The organism is Streptomyces sp. NPDC007088 (assembly GCF_042869355.1).
GTDB lineage: Bacteria > Actinomycetota > Actinomycetes > Streptomycetales > Streptomycetaceae > Streptomyces.
The window spans coordinates 430,352-448,722 of record NZ_JBIAFO010000001.1 but is presented as its reverse complement, the minus strand read 5'-3'; the positions used below and the strand labels follow the sequence as shown (position 1 = coordinate 448,722).

The 18,371-nt window shown below is 72.0% G+C and carries 16 protein-coding genes; 7 read left to right on the top strand and 9 right to left on the bottom strand.

Going from position 1 to position 18,371, the window contains the following annotated elements; all coding sequences use genetic code 11:
• Positions 1-17 precede the first annotated feature (17 nt).
• The 3 genes from ACFYMP_RS01975 to panB all read right to left on the bottom strand — a co-directional run bounded on the left by ACFYMP_RS01975 (position 18) and on the right by panB (position 3,063).
• Positions 18-839 (bottom strand): ABC transporter permease, encoded by an 822-nt coding sequence (locus ACFYMP_RS01975; RefSeq protein ID WP_388848903.1) that lies wholly within the window; start codon positions 837-839, stop codon positions 18-20.
• Positions 836-1,885 (bottom strand): ATP-binding cassette domain-containing protein, encoded by a 1,050-nt coding sequence (locus tag ACFYMP_RS01970; protein WP_388848900.1) that lies wholly within the window; start codon positions 1,883-1,885, stop codon positions 836-838. The genes ACFYMP_RS01975 and ACFYMP_RS01970 overlap by 4 nt, the downstream gene beginning before the upstream one ends.
• A gap of 302 nt (positions 1,886-2,187) precedes the next feature.
• Complete coding sequence (gene panB, locus ACFYMP_RS01965) at positions 2,188-3,063, bottom strand: 3-methyl-2-oxobutanoate hydroxymethyltransferase (protein WP_388848898.1); 876 nt, start codon at positions 3,061-3,063, stop codon at positions 2,188-2,190.
• 353 nt (positions 3,064-3,416) lie between these two features.
• Here panB and ACFYMP_RS01960 point away from each other — a divergent pair, with 353 nt between their 5' ends.
• Positions 3,417-4,445, top strand: a complete 1,029-nt coding sequence (locus ACFYMP_RS01960) for an endonuclease/exonuclease/phosphatase family protein (protein WP_388848895.1) — start codon at positions 3,417-3,419, stop codon at positions 4,443-4,445.
• Between the two features lie 75 nt (positions 4,446-4,520).
• Here ACFYMP_RS01960 and ACFYMP_RS01955 read toward each other — a convergent pair whose 3' ends face one another.
• Positions 4,521-6,281 carry an NAD+ synthase gene (locus tag ACFYMP_RS01955; protein ID WP_388848893.1) on the bottom strand — a complete coding sequence of 587 codons (1,761 nt, stop codon included), beginning with the start codon at positions 6,279-6,281 and terminating at the stop codon, positions 4,521-4,523.
• A gap of 207 nt (positions 6,282-6,488) precedes the next feature.
• On the opposite strand from ACFYMP_RS01955, the gene ACFYMP_RS01950 reads away from it, so the two are divergent.
• Positions 6,489-7,487, top strand: a complete 999-nt coding sequence (locus ACFYMP_RS01950; RefSeq protein ID WP_388848890.1) for a hydroxyacid dehydrogenase — start codon at positions 6,489-6,491, stop codon at positions 7,485-7,487.
• 20 nt (positions 7,488-7,507) lie between these two features.
• Here the strand turns inward: ACFYMP_RS01950 and ACFYMP_RS01945 are convergent, their stop codons facing one another.
• Entirely contained in the window at positions 7,508-8,149 is a 642-nt protein-coding gene (locus tag ACFYMP_RS01945; RefSeq protein ID WP_388848888.1) for a DUF305 domain-containing protein, read from the bottom strand.
• Positions 8,146-8,802 carry a DUF3105 domain-containing protein gene (locus tag ACFYMP_RS01940; protein ID WP_388848885.1) on the bottom strand — a complete coding sequence of 219 codons (657 nt, stop codon included), beginning with the start codon at positions 8,800-8,802 and terminating at the stop codon, positions 8,146-8,148. Before ACFYMP_RS01940 ends, ACFYMP_RS01945 begins: the two co-directional genes overlap by 4 nt.
• A 389-nt stretch (positions 8,803-9,191) precedes the next feature.
• On the opposite strand from ACFYMP_RS01940, the gene ACFYMP_RS01935 reads away from it, so the two are divergent.
• From ACFYMP_RS01935 to ACFYMP_RS01925, 3 genes are all read left to right on the top strand, one after another.
• Positions 9,192-10,553 carry a glutamine synthetase family protein gene (locus tag ACFYMP_RS01935; protein WP_388848882.1) on the top strand — a complete coding sequence of 454 codons (1,362 nt, stop codon included), beginning with the start codon at positions 9,192-9,194 and terminating at the stop codon, positions 10,551-10,553.
• A gap of 528 nt (positions 10,554-11,081) precedes the next feature.
• On the top strand, positions 11,082-11,339 hold the full coding sequence (locus ACFYMP_RS01930; RefSeq protein WP_388848879.1) for a hypothetical protein: 258 nt from the start codon (positions 11,082-11,084) through the stop codon (positions 11,337-11,339).
• A 184-nt stretch (positions 11,340-11,523) separates the two neighbouring features.
• Positions 11,524-12,339, top strand: coding sequence for an SAM-dependent methyltransferase (locus tag ACFYMP_RS01925; RefSeq protein ID WP_388848876.1), 816 nt, complete (start codon positions 11,524-11,526; stop codon positions 12,337-12,339).
• Between the two features lie 111 nt (positions 12,340-12,450).
• On the opposite strand, the gene ACFYMP_RS01920 is transcribed toward ACFYMP_RS01925, so the two are convergent.
• Complete coding sequence (locus ACFYMP_RS01920) at positions 12,451-13,401, bottom strand: helix-turn-helix domain-containing protein (RefSeq protein ID WP_388848872.1); 951 nt, start codon at positions 13,399-13,401, stop codon at positions 12,451-12,453.
• An 80-nt stretch (positions 13,402-13,481) separates the two neighbouring features.
• On the bottom strand, positions 13,482-13,712 hold the full coding sequence (locus tag ACFYMP_RS01915) for a DUF397 domain-containing protein (protein WP_388848869.1): 231 nt from the start codon (positions 13,710-13,712) through the stop codon (positions 13,482-13,484).
• Between the two features lie 144 nt (positions 13,713-13,856).
• Between ACFYMP_RS01915 and ACFYMP_RS01910 the strand changes: the two genes are divergently transcribed.
• Entirely contained in the window at positions 13,857-14,045 is a 189-nt protein-coding gene (locus tag ACFYMP_RS01910) for a hypothetical protein (RefSeq protein WP_388848866.1), read from the top strand.
• A gap of 287 nt (positions 14,046-14,332) precedes the next feature.
• Positions 14,333-17,335, top strand: coding sequence for a bifunctional [glutamine synthetase] adenylyltransferase/[glutamine synthetase]-adenylyl-L-tyrosine phosphorylase (locus ACFYMP_RS01905; protein WP_388848863.1), 3,003 nt, complete (start codon positions 14,333-14,335; stop codon positions 17,333-17,335).
• A gap of 22 nt (positions 17,336-17,357) precedes the next feature.
• On the opposite strand, the gene ACFYMP_RS01900 is transcribed toward ACFYMP_RS01905, so the two are convergent.
• The gene (locus ACFYMP_RS01900) at positions 17,358-18,305 is read right to left on the bottom strand and encodes a phosphatase PAP2 family protein (protein ID WP_388848860.1); all 948 of its coding nucleotides are present in this window, start codon (positions 18,303-18,305) and stop codon (positions 17,358-17,360) included.
• Positions 18,306-18,371 lie beyond the last annotated feature (66 nt).

Sequence of the window (18,371 nt, the reverse complement as noted above, 5' to 3'; positions counted from 1 at the left end):
GCCCTGCCGTACCGCACTCAGGTGCGCGTCCGGAACTTGTGGATCGCGATGGGCGCCATGACCGCGGTGAGCGTCACGGACCAGATCAGCGTCACCGTGATCCCGTGCGTCAGCGGACCGCCGTTGATCAGGCCGCGGGCGGAGTCGGCGAGCGCCGACAGCGGGTTGTAGTCCGTGAACGCCTGGAGCCAGCCGGGCATCGAGGCGGTCGGCGCGAAGATGGAGGAACCGAACTGGAGCGGCATCATCACGAGGAAACCCATCGCCTGGATCGCCTGGGCGCTCTTCATCACGACGCCCAGCGTCAGGAAGATCCACATGATCGAGGAGCCGAAGAGCATCGCCAGGCCGATCGCCGCGAACAGGCCCGGCACGCTGGAGACCGACAGGCCCAGGGCGAAACCCACCGCGAGCAGGATCACCACGGCGATCAGCATGCGGCCGACCTCGACCACTATCTTGGCGATCAGCACCGAGGAGCGGGCGATCGGCAGGGACCGGAAGCGGTCCATGACACCGGTCTGGAAGTCCTGGTTGAAGCCGGTACCGACCCCCATGGCCATGTTCATGCCCATCATGGCCATGAGGCCGGGGACGACGTAGTTGACGTACGCGTCCTGGTTGCCCTTGCCCGCGATCGCGCCGCCGAAGACGAACACGAAGAGCAGCGTGAACACGATCGGCATCAGGACCGCGTCGAACATCGACTCCGGGTCCTGCTTGATCCACAACAGGTTGCGGCGGGCCAGCGCCCCGGTGTGCCGCAGGTGCGCCCGCAGGCCGAGCCGGCCCTCACCCTTCGGGGCCATGGTGGAGGACGTGACGGTGGCGGCGCTCATGCGGAGACCTTCTCTCGGGCGGCGTCGGGAGCGGCGTCTTCCTGCTGCTCCGCGTCGGCGTGGCTGGCTTTCTGGCCCGTCAGCGAGAGGAACACCTCGTCCAGACTGGGCAGTTCGGTGGTGAGGTCGGCGAGGGCTATGCCGCGCGAGGCGATCACGCCGACCACCGCGGTCAGTTGCTCGTCGCTCAGGATCGGTACGACCACGCTCCCGCTCTCGGCGTCCAGGGAGGCCGTGGCGAGGCCGGTGAGGCCGCTGTCGTCCATCAGGGCGGCGAGGGAGGGCAGTTCCGCGCGGTCCGCGGGGCGCACCCGCAGCAGCCGGCCGCCGACCCGGGCCTTGAGGTCGTCCACCGCGCCGCCCGCGACGACGCGGCCGCGGTCGATCACGCTCAGCTCGCCGGCGAGCTGTTCGGCCTCCTCCATGTACTGCGTGGTGAGCAGCACCGTGACCCCGTCCCGCACCATGCGCTGGACCTCGCTCCACACCTCGTTGCGGGTGCGCGGGTCCAGGCCCGTGGTCGGCTCGTCCAGGTAGAGCACGGCGGGGCTGCCGATCATGGAGGCGGCGAGGTCCAGCCGGCGGCGCATACCGCCCGAGTAGGTCCCCGCGACCCGCTTGGCCGCCTCGGTCAGGGAGAACCGCTCCAGCAGGTCGTCCGCGCGCCTGCGGGCGTCCGCGCGGCTCAGGTCGAGCAGCCGGCCGATCAGGTACAGGTTCTCGCGGCCGGACAGTTTCTCGTCGACCGAGGCGTACTGACCGGTGAGCCCGATGACCCGGCGCAGCCGGCGCGGCTCGCGCAGGACGTCCACCCCGGCGACCGAGGCCGAGCCGGAGTCGGGCGTGATGAGGGTGGACAGGCAGCGTACGAGGGTGGTCTTCCCCGCGCCGTTGGGCCCGAGCACGCCGAGGACGGTGCCCTCGCGCACGTCGAGGTCCACCCCGTCCAGGGCTTTGGTCTCGCCGTAGTGCTTGACCAGGCCGCGTACGGAGATGGCGATGTCCCCGCCGGCCCGCCGCGCTGTCGTCGTGTCGTTTCGCGTCATGACCACACAGTGACAGGCGCCGCCGACAACGCGCCGACACGTCACCGACACCCGCCTGACCTGCGCGGACAGTCGGTTCACCGGTGATCTGTCGGCACCGGGGGCGCACGCGCGTACGAAAGCGCCCCCGGTGTGCGGGACACCGGGGGCACGTCCGTACGCCCTGCCGTACCCGGACCGGGGGCCCCGGCCGGGAGGGCCGGGACCCCGCGGACCCGGACCGGGGCGGGCCGCCGGTCAGCGCGGACGGCCGTTCGGCTCGGGCCGCCCCCGGGCCGTCGGCCGGCTCGGGCCGCCGCCGGTCAGTGCACCGCGTGCTCCGCCGCGGGGAAGGCGCCGCTCGCGACGTCCTCGGCGAAGGCACGGGCCGCGTCGCCCATGACCGAGCGCAGGTCGGCGTACTTCTTGACGAAGCGGGGCACCTTCCCGCCGGTCAGGCCCATCATGTCCGTCCACACCAGCACCTGCGCGTCGGTGTCGGCGCCGCCCCCGATGCCCACGGTCGGGATGCTCAGGGTGCGGGTCACCTCGGCGGCCAGCTCGGCGGGGACCAGTTCGAGGACGACCGCGAAGGCGCCCGCGTCCTGGACCGCCTTCGCGTCCCGCAGCAGTTGCGCCGCGGCCTCCTCGCCGCGTCCCTGCACGCGGTAGCCCATCGAGTTGACCGACTGCGGGGTCAGGCCGATGTGCGCCATGACCGGGATACCGGCCTCCACGAGGGTCCTGATCTGCTCGTGCGAGCGTTCGCCGCCCTCCAGTTTGACGGCCCCGACCCCGGCCTCCTTCACCAGGCGCGTCGCCGAGCGCAGCGCCTGCGTCGGCCCCTCCTGGTAGGAACCGAAGGTCAGGTCGGCGACGATCAGCGCGCGCTTCGTGCCGCGCACCACGGCCGCCGCCAGCATCGTCATCTCGTCGAGGGTGACGGGCACGGTCGTGTCGTACCCCAGGTGACAGTTGCCCATCGAGTCGCCGACGAGCATCACCGGGATGCCGGACTCGTCGAAGACGGAGGCGGTCATCGCGTCGTAGGCGGTGAGCATGGGCCACTTCTCGCCCCGCTCCTTGGCACGGGCGATGTCGTGCACGGTGACGCGGCGCTTGGCGCTCCTGCCGTAGAGCGTGCCGGCGGCCGCGGGCTCGGCGGCGGGGGGATTCTGGGCAGCGGGAAGCTGAGACATCCTGCGGCTCCTTCATGTGTGTCATCTCGAGGCGCCCTGTCGGCGTCCCCGGACCACTTCTCATGGTGACACTTCGCACGCCAGGACGAGAAGGGGGGAGGGCCGACCAGTACGCGGAGCGGCGGGAACACGCCGGAAACCGCTCGGACGCCGCCGCGGAGAAGGCCCGGCGGGGCCCCGAATATGCGCGTTCCGTTACAAGCCCGGCCCTCGCCTCTCCTACAGGAACTGGCCGCGGGGCCCCCTTCGTCCTCCTGGCGTAAACCTCCGCCGCCCGACGGCGGGAAAGACAGCCGCCCATCCCCTAATGTCTGGGGTCGGACGGTGTGCACGGCAGTCAGTGAGGCGACGGTATGGCGCAGGCGTACATGACGGAGACCGGTAGCGAGGGTCAGGGCCCCGAGGCCCGTAAACGCCACCTGCGCAGCCCTTTCTCCGGCTGGCGCGACCGGGGCGTCTGGCGGCGCGGGCTGGTCCTCGCGGCGCTCGCGCTCGTCGTGGCGCTGATCATGCTCGTGCACTCGCACATCCCGAACTCGGTGGGCAACCTCGGCAGCCTCGTCGACACCTTCCTGCCGTGGATCGGCCTCGCCGTCCCGGTGCTGCTCGTGCTCGCGCTCGTGCGCCGCTCGGTCACCGCGCTGATCGCGCTGATCCTTCCGGTGGCCGTATGGCTCAACCTCTTCGGCGGACTGGTCACCGACAAGTCGCAGGGACGCGGTGACCTGACCGTCGCGACGCACAACGTCAACGCGGAGAACAGCGACCCGGCCGCCACCGCCCGCACCGTGGTGGCCTCGGGCGCGCAGGTCGTCGCGCTGGAGGAGCTGACCGCCCGCGCGGCGCCCGCGTACGCGCGTGCCCTGGCCGGGACCTACCCGTACCACTCCGTGCAGGGCACCGTCGGCCTGTGGAGCAAGTACCCGCTGAGCGCCACCAAGCCGGTCGACATCAAGCTCGGCTGGGTCCGCGCGATGCGCTCCACGGTGAGCACGCCCAAGGGCGAGGTGGCCTTCTACGTCGCGCACCTGCCCTCCGTGCGGGTCAAGGTCGACACCGGCTTCGAGGCCGGTCAGCGCGACCGCAGCGCCGAGGCGCTGGGTACGGCGATCCGCGCGGAACCGCTCCGGAACGTCGTCCTGCTCGGCGACCTCAACGGCACGATGAACGACCGCGCGCTGTCCCCGGTGACCGCCCAGATGCGCTCCACCCAGGGCGCGGCGGGCGACGGCTTCGGCTTCAGCTGGCCCGCGTCCTTCCCGATGGCCAGGATCGACCAGATCATGGTGCGCGGGGCCGACCCCGTCTCCTCGTGGGCGCTGCCCGAGACCGGCTCCGACCACCTCCCCATCGCCGCCTCCGTCCGCCTCGCCCAGGACTGAGAGCGCCCGCCCGTACGCGCGAGGGCCGGTACCGCCTCCCCGGCGGTACCGGCCCTCGCGCGTACGGCTACCGGCTCATACCCCCGCCGCCTCGCGCCACCGGTTGGTGACGGGCATCCGGCGGTCCTTGCCGAAGCCCTTCGGGGAGATCTTCGTGCCCGGCGGGTACTGGCGCCGCTTGTACTCGGCGTTGTCCACGAGCCGCAGCACCTTCGCCACCACCTCCGGGTCGAAACCGGCCGCCACGATCGCGTCGGAGCCCTGATCCCGGTCGACGTACATCTCCAGAATCCGGTCGAGCACCTCGTAGTCGGGCAGCGAGTCGGTGTCCACCTGGCCCGGACGCAGCTCGGCGCTCGGCGGCTTGCTGATCGAGTTCGGCGGGATCGGCGGGGTCTGCCCGCGCTCCTCGGCGGCCCGGTTGCGCCAGCGGGCGAGCCGGAAGACCAGGGACTTGTAGACGTCCTTGATCGGCCCGTACGCGCCCACCGCGTCCCCGTACAGTGTCGAGTAGCCCACCGCGAGCTCCGACTTGTTGCCCGGCGCCAGCACGATCTGCCCCTCCTGGTTGGAGATGCCCATGAGCGTCGTACCGCGCAGCCGCGCCTGGAGGTTCTCCTCGGCCAGGCCCGTGAAGCCCAGCTCGCCCTGGTACGCGTCGAACATGGGGCCGATCGCGACCGTGCGGTAGTGCAGGCCGGTACGGGCCGCGAGGTCGGCCGCGTCGTCCTTCGAGTGCTCGGAGGAGTACCGCGAGGGCATCGACACCCCGTACACGTGCTGCGCGCCCAGCGCGTCGCAGGCGATGGCGGCGGTCAGCGCCGAGTCGATCCCGCCCGAGAGGCCGATCAGGACGCCGCCCAGGCCGTTCTTCGCGACGTACGCCCGCAGCCCCGTGACGAGGGCCGAGTAGACCTCCTCCTCGTCCTCCAGCCGCTCCGCGTAACCCCCGGTGTGCTCCGGGGCGTACGCGGGCAGCGGATCGGCGGACAGCGTCACGTGCTCGACGCGCAGGCCGTCGTCCACCAGCCCACAGGGCGCGGTCGCCGGGGCGGCCGGCAGGTCCAGGTCGAGCAGGACACTGCCCTCGGTGAACTGCGGGGCGCGCGCGATCACCCCGCCGTCCCCGTCGACCACGATCGAGTCGCCGTCGAAGACCAGCTCGTCCTGGCCGCCGGTCATCGCGACGTACGCCGTCACGCAGCCCGCCTCCTGGGCGCGTTTGCGCACCAGCTCCAGACGGGTGTCGTCCTTCTCCCGCTCGTACGGGGAGGCGTTGATCGCGACGAGCAGGCCCGCGCCCACCGCGCGGGTGGCCGGCACCCGGCCCCCGTCCTGCCACAGGTCCTCGCAGATCGCGAGGGCCACGTCCACGCCGCGCACCCGCACCACGGGCAGCGTGTCGCCCGGCACGAAGTAGCGGAACTCGTCGAACACCCCGTAGTTGGGCAGGTGGTGCTTGGCGAAGCGCAGGGCGATCTCGCCCCGGTGCAGGACGGCGCCCGCGTTGCGCGGGGAGCCGGCCGGCATGCCGTAGCGGTGCTGGTCGGTCTCACTGCGGTCGAGATAGCCGAGGACGACCGGCAGCTCCCCGAGCCCCTCCTCGGCGAGCCGCGCGGCCAGCGCGCGCAGCGCGGCGCGGGAGGACTCGACGAAGGAGGAGCGCAGGGCCAGGTCCTCGACGGGATAGCCGGTCAGCACCATCTCGGGGAAGGCGACCAGATGGGCCCCTTGCCCAGCGGCGTGCCGGGTCCATTGCACGACCGATTCCGCGTTGCCGGCGAGATCGCCGACGACCGCGTCGATCTGATTCAGGGCGAGACGTAGTTGAGGCACGCGGCCAGTGTAATCGTCTTTCTGACGCGATGGGGGGGGAGAGGCGAGCCGGCGGGTCGCCGGCCCCGGGCGGTCTTGACCGCCGCGATCGGCCCGGCCTAGCGTGAGCGACGCGTAGAAAACGCTTTCTACCCGTCGGTGGAAAAGGGTTCTCTACGCGTCGGCGGGACCCCGGCGCGCGGCCGGGGTCCGGAGAAAGGGGAGGCCGTGGCGGACCGACCGGTCGTGGCGGTGGCGATGGGCCAGGACGTCGTGGAGCGGGCCCTGCCCGCGCCGGTGTGGGAGCGGCTCACCGAAGTCGCCGAGATCGCCGGGCCACCGCTCACCGGAGACCTCAGCACCCCCGCGGAGCGGTCCGTGCTGGCCCGCGCCGAGGTGCTGCTCACCGGCTGGGGCTGCCCCACGCTGGACAGCGGGCCGCTGTCCGCCGCCCCCCTGCTGCGCGCCGTGTGCCACGCGGCCGGCACGGTCAAGGGGCTCGTCACGGACGCGCTGTGGGAACGCGGCATCACGGTCTCCTCGGCCGCCTCCGCCAACGCGGGCCCCGTCGTCGACTACACCCTCGCCTGCGTGACCCTCGCCGCGAAACGGGCCCTCGCCACCGCCGCGCGCTACCCCCGCTGGCCCGGCTTCCTGGAGCGCACCGGGCTTGACGGCCGGAGCGTCGGCGTCGTCGGAGCCTCCAGGATCGGCCGGGGCGTCATCGCCGGACTGCGGGACTCCGGGGCCCAGTGGCGCGTCCTGCTGCACGATCCGTACGTGAGCGAGGCGGAGGCCGCCGCGCTGGGCGCCGAGGCCGTGTCCCTGCCCGAGCTGTGCCGGCGCAGCGACATCGTCACCGTGCACGCCCCCGAACTGCCCGCCACCCGCGGCATGCTGAACGCCGCTCTGCTCGCCCTCATCCCGGACGGCGGCGCCCTCGTGAACACGGCGCGCGGCAGCCTCGTCGACACCGAGGCCCTGGTGAGGGAGTGCGCCTCCGGCCGCATCGACGCCTACCTCGACGTCACCGACCCCGAGCCGCTGCCCGCCGGGCACCCCCTCCTGGCCCTTCCCAACGTCCTGGTGACCCCGCACATCGCCGGCGCGCAGGGCGCGGAGGTCGCGCGCCTGGGCCGGTACGCCGTGGCGGAGACGGAGCGCTACGCGCGCGGCGAACCGCTCCAGGGGGCGCTGACCAGGGCCGATCTGGACCGGATCGCCTGACGCGCCCCCGGGCGGCCGCCTCACGGCCGGGGCGCGGCGCCCCGCTTGCGCAGCAGGTCCTCCATGAGCGAGATCTCCGACTGCTGCGAGGTGACCATGGACCGCGCGAGCCGCTTCTCCGCGCCGGTCGAGCACTGGGAGGCGCAGCCGCTCGCCATGTGCACCCCGCCCTTGTGGTGCTCGATCATGAGCTGGAGGTAGAGGATCTCGGCCTTGCGCCCGTTGGAGGTACGCAGCGTGCCGAGTTCGGCGTCGGTCGCCATGCCCGGCATGAGCGCCCCGTCCTCGCCCGGCGGCATCGAGCGCATCCCCATCCAGGTCATGGGCGGTCGGTCAGCTGTCTTCGGCAGCTCCCACAGGTCCAGCCAGCCCAGCAGCATCCCGCGCTGGTTGGCCTGGGTCTGGGCGATGTCGTACGCCAGCCGCCGGATCTCCTCGTCCTTCGTGCGGTCGCGCACGATGAAGGACATCTCCACCGCCTGCTGGTGGTGGACCGTCATGTCCTGCGCGAACCCCGCGTCGGCCGAGGCGGCGGCCGGCACGCTCACCGACCTACCACCGCCCCCGTCGTCCCCGTGCGCGGTGGCCACGGTGGTCACCGCGCCACCGACCACGACGAGACCGGCGGCGGCGCACAGCCCGAGTGTCCAGCCCCGCCTCACTGGCCGAGACCACCCGTGCAGGCGGCGCCCGGCTCGGGGGTCTGCGGCCCCTGGACGTACTTGCTGAAGAACTGCGCCACGCGCGGGTCCTTCGCGCTGTCCACGGTCACCTGCTTGCCCCAGGCGCTGAGCATGAGCGCGCCCTTCTGGCCCTCGTAGGGGCTCATGAGGGAGTACGGGGTCTTGTCGACCCTGGCCGCGAGCGCCTTCACGTCGGCCTCGGGGGCGGCCTTGGTGTACGTGACCCAGACCGAACCGTGCTCCAGGGAGTGGACGGCGTTGACGTCCGGTATCGCCTTGTCGTAGACGTCGCCGTCGCAGTTCATCCAGACCTGATTGTGGTCGCCGCCGACCGGCGGGGTCATCGGGTAGGAGACCTTCTTGGTGACGTGGTTGCGGCCCAGCTTCTTCGCGTCCCAGTCCTTCTCGCCCCTGACGGGGGCGGAGGCGACGGCCTTCTCCTTCTTGTCGTCGTCGGAGTTCTTCTTCAGCGCGTAGGCGCCGAAGCCGACGAGCCCGAGGACGATGACCGTGCTCGCCGTGATCGCGACGAGGCGGTTGCGGCGGTCCCGGGAGCGCTCGGCCCGCCGCATCTCCTCTATGCGGGCCCTGCGGTCATTTGCTGATTTCGAGGCATTTTTGGCGGAACCCATGACGTGTCCTTTACTCGGTCTTGGCGCGGCCCAGCCCGCTGATCGTAAGCGGAGAGGGTGGTGCGAAAGCCAGACGGAGGCGGGGATTGGGCGGAAATCCCTTGTGCCCGCGCCGACTTGGGAGGTGTTCCGGGGCGTGGGCGGGCACGGGTCGACCCGGCAGGTCCCCATACCCCACAATGAACGCGGCCGGGATCAGCCCTGCGCGGCGCTGACCTGGAGGCGGCCGTCCGCGCGGCGGACGGGCACTATGGGCGGGAACGGTTCCGTCCGCGGGGGATCGGCCTTGTGTTCGCAACCCGCAGGTAATCGTGTGGTGGGATGCTCATATGCCCCCCGGTGCCCCTGGCAGCGGTGCAAGGCGGCTCGACCAGCAAGGATGGGTGGAAATGAATAAGCAGCAGGAGTTCGTGCTCCGCACCCTGGAGGAGCGCGACATCCGGTTCGTGCGCCTGTGGTTCACCGATGTGCTGGGCTTCCTGAAATCGGTGGCCGTCGCCCCGGCCGAGCTGGAGCAGGCGTTCGACGAGGGCATCGGATTCGACGGTTCCGCCATCGAGGGCTTCGCCCGCGTCTACGAGTCCGACATGATCGCCAAGCCCGACCCGGCCACCTTCCAGGTGCTGCCCTGGCGGGCGGAGGCCCCCGGCACCGCGCGGATGTTCTGCGACATCCTGATGCCCGACGGCTCGCCCTCCTTCGCCGACCCGCGCTACGTCCTCAAGCGGGCCCTGGCCAAGACCTCGGACCTCGGCTTCACCTTCTACACCCACCCCGAGATCGAGTTCTTCCTGCTGAAGGACAAGCCGCTGGACGGCTCGCGCCCGACGCCCGCCGACAACTCCGGCTACTTCGACCACACTCCGCAGAACGTCGGCATGGACTTCCGCCGCCAGGCCATCACGATGCTGGAGTCCATGGGCATCTCGGTCGAGTTCAGCCACCACGAGGGCGCCCCCGGCCAGCAGGAGATCGACCTGCGGTACGCGGACGCGCTGTCCACCGCCGACAACGTCATGACCTTCCGCCTCGTCATGAAGCAGGTCGCGCTGGAGCAGGGCGTGCAGGCGACGTTCATGCCGAAGCCGTTCTCGGAGTACCCCGGCTCCGGCATGCACACCCACCTCTCGCTCTTCGAGGGCGACCGCAACGCCTTCTACGAGTCGGGCGCCGAGTACCAGCTCTCCAAGGTCGGCCGCTCCTTCATCGCGGGCCTGCTGCGGCACGCGGCGGAGACCTCGGCGGTCACCAACCAGTGGGTCAACTCCTACAAGCGCATCTGGGGCGGCTCGGAACGCACGGCGGGAGCGGGCGGCGAGGCGCCCTCGTACATCTGCTGGGGCCACAACAACCGCTCGGCGCTGATCCGCGTCCCCATGTACAAGCCCGGCAAGACCGGTTCGGCCCGCGTCGAGGTCCGCTCCCTGGACTCCGGGGCCAACCCGTACCTCTCCTACGCCCTCCTGCTGGCCGCCGGCCTCAAGGGCATCGAGGAGGGCTACGAACTCCCGCCGGGCGCCGACGACGACGTGTGGGCACTCTCCGACGCCGAACGCCGCGCCATGGGCATCGAACCCCTCCCGCAGAACCTCGGCGAGGCCATCGCCCTGATGGAACGCAGCGAACTGGTCGCCGAGACCCTGGGCGAGCACGTCTACGACTTCTTCCTGCGCAACAAGAAACAGGAGTGGGAGGAGTACCGCAGCGAGGTCACCGCGTTCGAGCTGCGCAAGAACCTGCCGGTACTGTAGGGCCCGCGCCCGCGGTGGGGCCCCGCGTTCGCCGGCGGGCCCCGCGCCTGCTGGACGGAGGCTCTGGCCGAGAACCTGAAGGCCTCTTGGCGCGTGCCGCGTGCACACCCCGGTTCCCCCCTTGGGGGCCGGGGTTTTTCGTTGTCCGGGGCCGGCGCGCCCCCGGCTCGTGCAATTGCATGCAACCCTGTTTCCGGGAACTTTTCTCTCTCCTGGTTTTCCGTGGTTCGGCGGACGCGCCCGCTGGCGACACCGAAAGAGCAGGGGGAATGCTGTTGGCATATGCGGAGAGACTTGCACATTGCGGCTCTCGAATACCCTGCGTGCAAACTGGTCGGAGGGGGTGTGTTTTTCGTCTAAGGTGTCTTCGACCGAGAAGTCCGCGCTTCGAGGAGGGCGGACATGGCGAACCCCGGCCCTCGCGGGCCGGGGTTCCGGTCATCTCAAATTCGACTGGGAATTCGATTCAACGACCGCTGGTGCGAGCGGGTATCAGGCCGCTCGCCGCCAAACAAGGAGAGTAACAGGATGTTCACTGCCGGACCACGGCGTTCGCTCGAACAGTTCGGGCCGCCGTCCTCACCCACGCCCCTCCGTCGTCGCCCGCGCGTCGTCGTGATCCTCGTGCTGGCCCTCCTCGTGCTCGTCGCGCTCTGCCTGCTGCCTTCCGGTGTGCGCGACCCGCTGCTGGCCGCCGTCGCCGGAGCCGGCGGTGTCGCGGGCGTCCTGATCTGCGTCCGGGTCAGTCTCGACCTCCGGGTGGTGCTCGCGGTGCGCCGCTGCTGACCCTCCGGAATCAACCGGTCTGTGGCGAAACGGCCGCCCGGCGCGCGTGAGCGCGCCGGGCGGCCGTTCGTCGTGCGGCCGGGAATCGCGCTTCCCGGACCGGTGCGGAGGCCGGACGCCACCTGTTGTCCGGCACCCTCGGGCCTTTAGCATGTTTCCTTCGCGGGAGAAGCAAGGGGAGCGCATGAACGCAGAAGGGGCGGACGGCTCTGGATTCGTCGATGTAGACACACCAAGCGTGGCGCGAATGTATGATTGGCTGCTCGGCGGTGTGGACAATTACCCGAGTGACCGGGCGGCCTGCGAACAATTGCTGACCCTCGCCCCCAGCAGTAAGGCGCTGGCCGCCACCAATCGCGCTTTTCTCGGGAGGGTGGTGCGCCGTCTGGCGCGGGATTACGGAGTGCGCCAATTCATTGATCACGGATCGGGTCTGCCCACCCGGGAAAACGTGCACCAGATCGCACAGGGTGTTCATCCCGAGGCGCGGGTCGTCTATGTGGACAACGATCCGATAGTCGCGGGCCACGGCCGGGTGTTTCTCGCGGAGAACGCGGAGACCGCCGTGGTGCAGGCCGATATGCGGGACACCGGGAAGATCTTCTCCACCCCCGAGGTGAAAAGGCTCATCCGCGCCGACGAGCCGACCGCGGCGCTCTTCGTCTCGGTGCTGCACTGCCTGCCCGACTCCAGTGAGCCGGGGCGGCTGCTGCGCGAGGTGGCCCGGCGGCTGGCGCCCGGCAGTTTCCTCGTCGTGTGCCAGCTCGTGAGTGAAGACGCCCGGGTCAGAGAGGACGTCACCGAGCTGATGAGCCGGGCCACCCGCGGGAACTGGGGGCGGGTGCGCACCCGGGCGGAGCTGCGGGACTTCCTCGACCCGCGCTGGGAGGTCCTGCCTCCCGGACTGGTCGAGGTGACCCGCTGGCACCCGGGGGAGCAGCCGATGCCCTGGCAGGACGGGGCCGAGTGGGAGGAGTGGGGAGGGGTGGTCCGCGTCTGAGCGCCCCGGGCCCGCGTCCCGCCCGGAACCGGGCCCGGGGCGCCCCCGAGGCCCGGGACGCCCCCGGGGCTCGGGGCACACCCGGCGCTCAGGGCGCCCCCGGCGCGCGGTCTATCCGGCGGCGGGCTCCCCGCACCGCCGGGCGCGCAGATAGCGTTCCTTCGCCCTGGTCAGCAGTTCGACCGTGCGCTCCCGGTCGGAGGCGCCCTGGAAGACGCGGTGCAGAGCCTTGCGGTAACGGTCGATGTCCGCGGCGCGCGTGAGGTACATCGCGCTGTCGATGTGCTCGACGTACATGACCTCGGAGGGGCTGTCGGCCGGGTAGCGCAGCGAGGTGATGGGGTACGGCGGCGAGACGCCGACGCTGTTGCCGAACTCGACGATGCGGATCTGGGCCAGCTTCCGCTCGTGCGCCTCCCGGAGGAAGTCCAGTTGCTCGACCATGCAGGCCGCTCCGCCGACGGTCCTGTGCAGGGCGCTCTCGTCCAGGACGACGAAGAGGCCCTGGGCGGGTCCCGAGTCGCCGAGCAGCTTCTCGCGCCGGCCCGCCCGCAGCTCGCGGCGCCGCCGGTTGTGCTGGTCGCCCGGCATGACCGCCTCCAGGACGTGGAAGGCGTAGCCGTCCGTCTGCAAGGGACCGGGAACCACGTGGTTCTCGTAGATCGCCACCCGGTCCGCGGCCGCCTCCAGACCGATCAGCCGCTTCAGATAGCTCGGCGTCACGTCCTGGTACTCCTCGTGCCAGGAGGAACCCTGGGCCTGGCGGAGGAGGTTGAGGACCTCCTGTCGCTGGGAGGGGGAGATCGCGTACAGGTGCAGCAGGTCCTTGACGTCCCGTTCCCTGGGCGGGGTCAGCGCACGTTCCAGGCGGCTGATCTTGGAGACCGAGCCGCGTACCGCCTCGGCGGCCTCACGCATGGTGGTGCCACGACTGGTCCGCATGTCCCGCAGCCGCTCGCCGAGGAGGCGGGCGGCGGTCTCGGGCTCGGCGGCGGCCGGACGGGGATAGGGCCGGCCGCCGTGCTGCGGCGGGAACTGCTGCCGCTCGGAGTCGACGGGCACACGCACTCCCTGACACTCGCGAGGATAGGAGTGTCCACACTGACCGCGTGTGCCCGCCGAGGACAAGCTTTGGCTCAAGCTCACTCGATCAGGTGATCGAACTCCCCGCTCCTGGCGCCCGAGAGGAACGCGGCCAGTTCATCGCGGGTGTAGAGGAGGGCCGGGCCTTCGGGGTGACGTGAGTTGCGCACCGCGATCCGGCCGCCGTCCACCCGGGCGACCTCCACACAGTTGCCGCCCACGCTGTACGAGCTCTTCTGCCACTGGGCCTGCTGGATGCGGTGGGCGGGTACGCCGTTGTCGTACTGCATCACGTTCTCCTTGCGCTGTGGTGTGCCGGGCGCCGCCGTGACATCGCATATGCAATTGCACGGCGGCATCAGCAAAGGTAGCGGCCTCGCGGGCGCCGCGAAGTCCCCCGGGTGAAGGGCTTGCTGGACTTCTGTACTGGACCCTTGCGAGGTTTGCCCGACGCGCCCCGGTGCCGGGGCGGGCGGCCGGGCGACCAGCACGAGGACGGGCTCGTCCGCGGTCGCCACGACGGCGTCCAGGGCGGCGACTACGACAGGAGCGGCCTGCCCGGGACTTCGCTCGTGAGCGACCACTTCTCCGTGCGCGACGGTGAAACGGATCACCCGTCGTGATCTTCCACCAGCCGTCCGGGTAGGGCGGGGCCGCGGTGTGAGCGGCCGGGGCGGCGCGCGCGAGAGGGGCGGCGACCGTCCCGGCCGGGCCGGCCGTGCGCCAGGACCGACGGCGTACGGCCGGGCGGCCCCGCCGGACGGTCGTGGTCACGGCCCGGCGCGGGCACGCCCGGCCGCCGGCGGGCCCAAAGGCGCACGCCCGTACCCCGCTCCGCGCGCCCCTCCCCGCTACCCTCGACCGCGTGGACCTAGATCGCAGTCCGGGCCACCCGGCAGGAGGCAGCGGAATGACCGTCCCCCAGGGACGCAGGAGCAGCACCTTCACCAGGCTGTTGCGGTACGGATTCGTCGACCCGCAGAGCGCGGAGCGGCTGCTCGGCGCCCCGGAGCTGGCCGCCGTCCGCTCCAGCCCCGTGCTGCTCGACGGGCTCGCCGCGACCGCCGACCCCGACCTCGCGCTGCTGGGCCTCGTCCGGCTCGCCGAGGCCCAGCCGGGCGAGGAGCAGCGGCGCACCCTGCTCACCACGCTGGTCTCCGCGAAACCCCTGCGCGACCGGCTGCTCGGTGTCCTCGGCGCCTCCGAGGCCCTCGCCGACCATCTCGCCCGCCACCCCGGGGACTGGAAGGCCCTCGTCACCTACGAGTCCAGCGACCTGCACCGCTCGGTCGCCGAGTTCGAACGCGGACTCGCCGGCGCTGAGGACCCGGTCGCGCTGCGCGTCGCCTACCGGCGCTGCCTGCTGTCGATCGCCGCGCGCGACGTGTGCGGCACGATAGACCTCTCCGAGACCGCCGCCGAACTCGCCGACCTCGCCACCGCGACCCTGCGCGCCGCGCTGCGCATCGCCGAGGCCGCCGCCCCCGAGGACGCCGCCGCCTGCCGGCTCGCCGTCATCGCGATGGGCAAGTGCGGCGGCCACGAACTCAACTACGTCTCCGACGTCGACGTCGTCTACGTCGGAGAACCCGCCCACGAGGACGTGGACGAGGGCGAGGCCGTGCGGGCCGCGACCCGGCTCGCCGCGCACCTCATGCGGATCTGCTCCGAGACCACCGTCGAGGGCACCATCTGGCCCGTCGACGCCAACCTCCGGCCCGAGGGCCGCAACGGCCCCCTCGTGCGCACCCTCTCCAGCCACCTCGCCTACTACCAGCGCTGGGCCAAGACCTGGGAGTTCCAGGCCCTGCTGAAGGCCCGGCCGGTCGCCGGGGACGAGGAACTGGGCCGCGCCTACGTCGAGGCCCTCGCCCCCCTCGTGTGGCAGGCCGCCGACCGCGAGAACTTCGTGACCGACACCCAGCAGATGCGCCGCCGGGTCGTCGCCGGCATCCCCGCCACAGAGGTCGAGCGGGAACTCAAGCTCGGCCCCGGCGGACTGCGCGACGTCGAGTTCGCCGTCCAGCTCCTCCAGCTCGTCCACGGCCGGGGCGACACCTCGCTGCGCAGCCCCACCACCCTCGTCGCGCTCGCCGCGCTCGCCGACGGCGGCTACGTCGGCCGCGCCGACGCCTTCCAGCTCGACGAGGCGTACCGCTTCCTGCGCTCCATGGAGCACCGCATCCAGCTCCACCGGCTGCGCCGCACCCACCTCGTCCCCGAGGACGAGGCCGACCTGCGGCGCCTCGGGCGCTCCCTGGGGCTGCGCACCGAGCCCATCAGCGAGCTGAACCGCGAGTGGAAGCGGCACGCCGGCGCCGTACGCAAGATCCACGAGAAGCTGTTCTACCGGCCGCTGCTCGACGCCGTCGCCCACCTCGACACCACCGAGGCCGGACTCAGCCCCACCGCCGCCCGCGACCGGCTCGTGGCGCTCGGCTACGAGGACCCCGCCGCCGCGCTGCGCCACCTGGAGGCCCTCACCGCCGGGGTGTCGCGCCGCGCCGCGATCCAGCGCACCCTGCTGCCCGTCCTGCTGGGCTGGTTCGCCGACTCCGCCGAACCCGACGCGGGACTGCTCAACTTCCGCAAGGTCTCCGACGCGCTCGGCAAGAGCCCCTGGTACCTGCGGCTGCTGCGCGACGAGGGCGCCGCCGCCGAGAACCTGGCCCGCGTCCTGTCGGCCGGCCGGCTCGCCCCCGACCTGCTGCTGCGCGCCCCCGAGGCGGTCGCCCTGCTCGGCACGCCCGACGGCCTCGAACCGCCGCCCCGGGCCCGGCTCGACCAGGAGATCCTCGCGGCGGTGGGCCGCGCCGAGACGGCGGAGGGCGCGGTGGTCGCCGCCCGCGGAGTGCGCCGCCGCGAACTGTTCCGCACCACCGCCGGTGATCTCGTCGCCTCCTACGGCACCGAGGAGAGCCCCGCCGAGGAGGACCACGGCGGCCTCGTCGACCGGGTCGGCTCCGCCGTGTCCGACCTCACCGCCGCGACCCTCGCGGGCACCCTGCGCGCCGTCGTCCGCTCCGGCTGGGGCGACACCCTGCCCACCCGCTTCGCCGTCATCGGCATGGGCCGCTTCGGCGGCCACGAACTGTCCTACGGCTCCGACGCCGACGTCCTGTTCGTCCACGAACCCCGCGAGGGCGTGGACGAACAGGAGGCGGCCCGCGCCGCGAACTCCGTGGTCGCCGAGATGCGCCGCCTGCTCCAGCTGCCGAGCGCCGATCCGCCCCTGCTCGTCGACGCCGACCTGCGGCCCGAGGGCCGCAGCGGGCCCCTCGTGCGCAGCCTCAGCTCCTACGCCGCCTACTACCGCCGCTGGTCCCTCACCTGGGAGGCACAGGCCCTGCTGCGCGCCGAACCGGTCGCGGGCGACCACGACCTCGGCCGCCGCTTCATCGAGCTGATCGACCCGCTGCGCTACCCCGCCGAGGGCGTGAGCGAGGAGGCCGTACGCGAGATCCGGCGGCTCAAGGCCCGGATGGAGTCCGAACGGGTCCCGCGCGGACAGGACCGCACCCTGCACACCAAACTCGGCCGGGGCGGGCTCTCCGACGTCGAGTGGACCGTGCAACTGCTGCAACTACGGCACGCCTGGGCCGAGCCGGGGCTGCGCACGACCCGTACCCGCGAGGCCCTCGCCGCGGCCTGCGCCGCCCGCCTCGTCGACGCCGAGTCCGCCGCGATCCTGGACGAGGCGTGGGTCCTGGCCGCCCGCGTGCGCAACGCCGTGATGCTCGTACGCGGCCGGGCCGGGGACACCTTCCCGACCGACCCCCGCGAACTGGGCGCCGTCGCCCGCTACCTCGGCTACGAGGCGGGGCACGCCGGGGACATGCTGGAGGACTACCGCCGCACCACCCGCCGCGCGCGGGCCGTCGTCGAGGAACTCTTCTACGGCGCCGTGCTCTGAGGACGCCCCGCCCGCCCCGGGCTCAGGGCGCCGGACGGTGCGCCGGACCGCCCGGCCCCCGCCCGGCGGGTCCGGCCGGGCCCCGGCGCGGGGACCCGGCCCCCGCGGCGCGCAGCCGGGAGCCCCGGCCGGTGGCCGTGACCCGCCGCGGCAGCCGGTAGGGGAGCTTCCCGTACCACAGGGTGGCCACGGCGTAACCGAAGGCCAGGCAGAGGACGCCGCCCACCGCGTCGAGCCAGAAGTGGTTCGCCGTCGAGACGATGACCACGAGGGTGGCCGCCGGGTACAACAGGCCCAGCGCCCGAGCCCACGGCGCCTTCGCCAGCGCGAAGATCGTCAGCCCCGCCCACAGCGACCAGCCGATGTGCATCGAGGGCATCGCCGCGTACTGGTTCGACATGTGCTTCATGTCCCCCGAGGCCATCGACCCCCAGGTGACGTGGGTGACCACGGTGTCGATGAACTGCGAGCCGTTCATCAGCCGGGGAGGGGCGAGCGGGTACACGTAGTAGCCGAGCAGGGCCAGGACCGTCGTGCCGAACAGCACCAGCCTGGTGGCCGAGTAGCGCCCCGGATGCCAGTGGAACAGCCAGGCGAGGACACCGAGTGTGACCACGAAGTGCAGGGTCGCGTAGTAGTAGTTCATCCCGACGATCAGCCAGGTGACCTTGTCGACCGCGTGGTTGACCGAATCCTCCACCGCGATGCCCAGATCGTGCTCGACCCGCCAGATCCAGTCCGCGTTGCGCAGGGCCTCGGCCCGCTGCTCGGGGACCGCGTTGCGCACCAGCGAGTACGCCCAGTAACTCAGGCCGATCAGCAGGACTTCGAACCAAAGCCGGGGCCGCCTCGGGGTCCGCGCCCGCCGCAGGGCCCGGCGTGCCGCGTCCCCCCGGGTGCCGCCGTCCGACGTGGGTGAGGAGGGGGCCGGTTCCCGGCCTTCCGAAGACGTCACAGTGTTCTCACCCATAGGCAGCGATTTTGCCAGAAACCCGCTTCAAACCCGATCATCCTCCCGACCGGACGGGCCCGTACG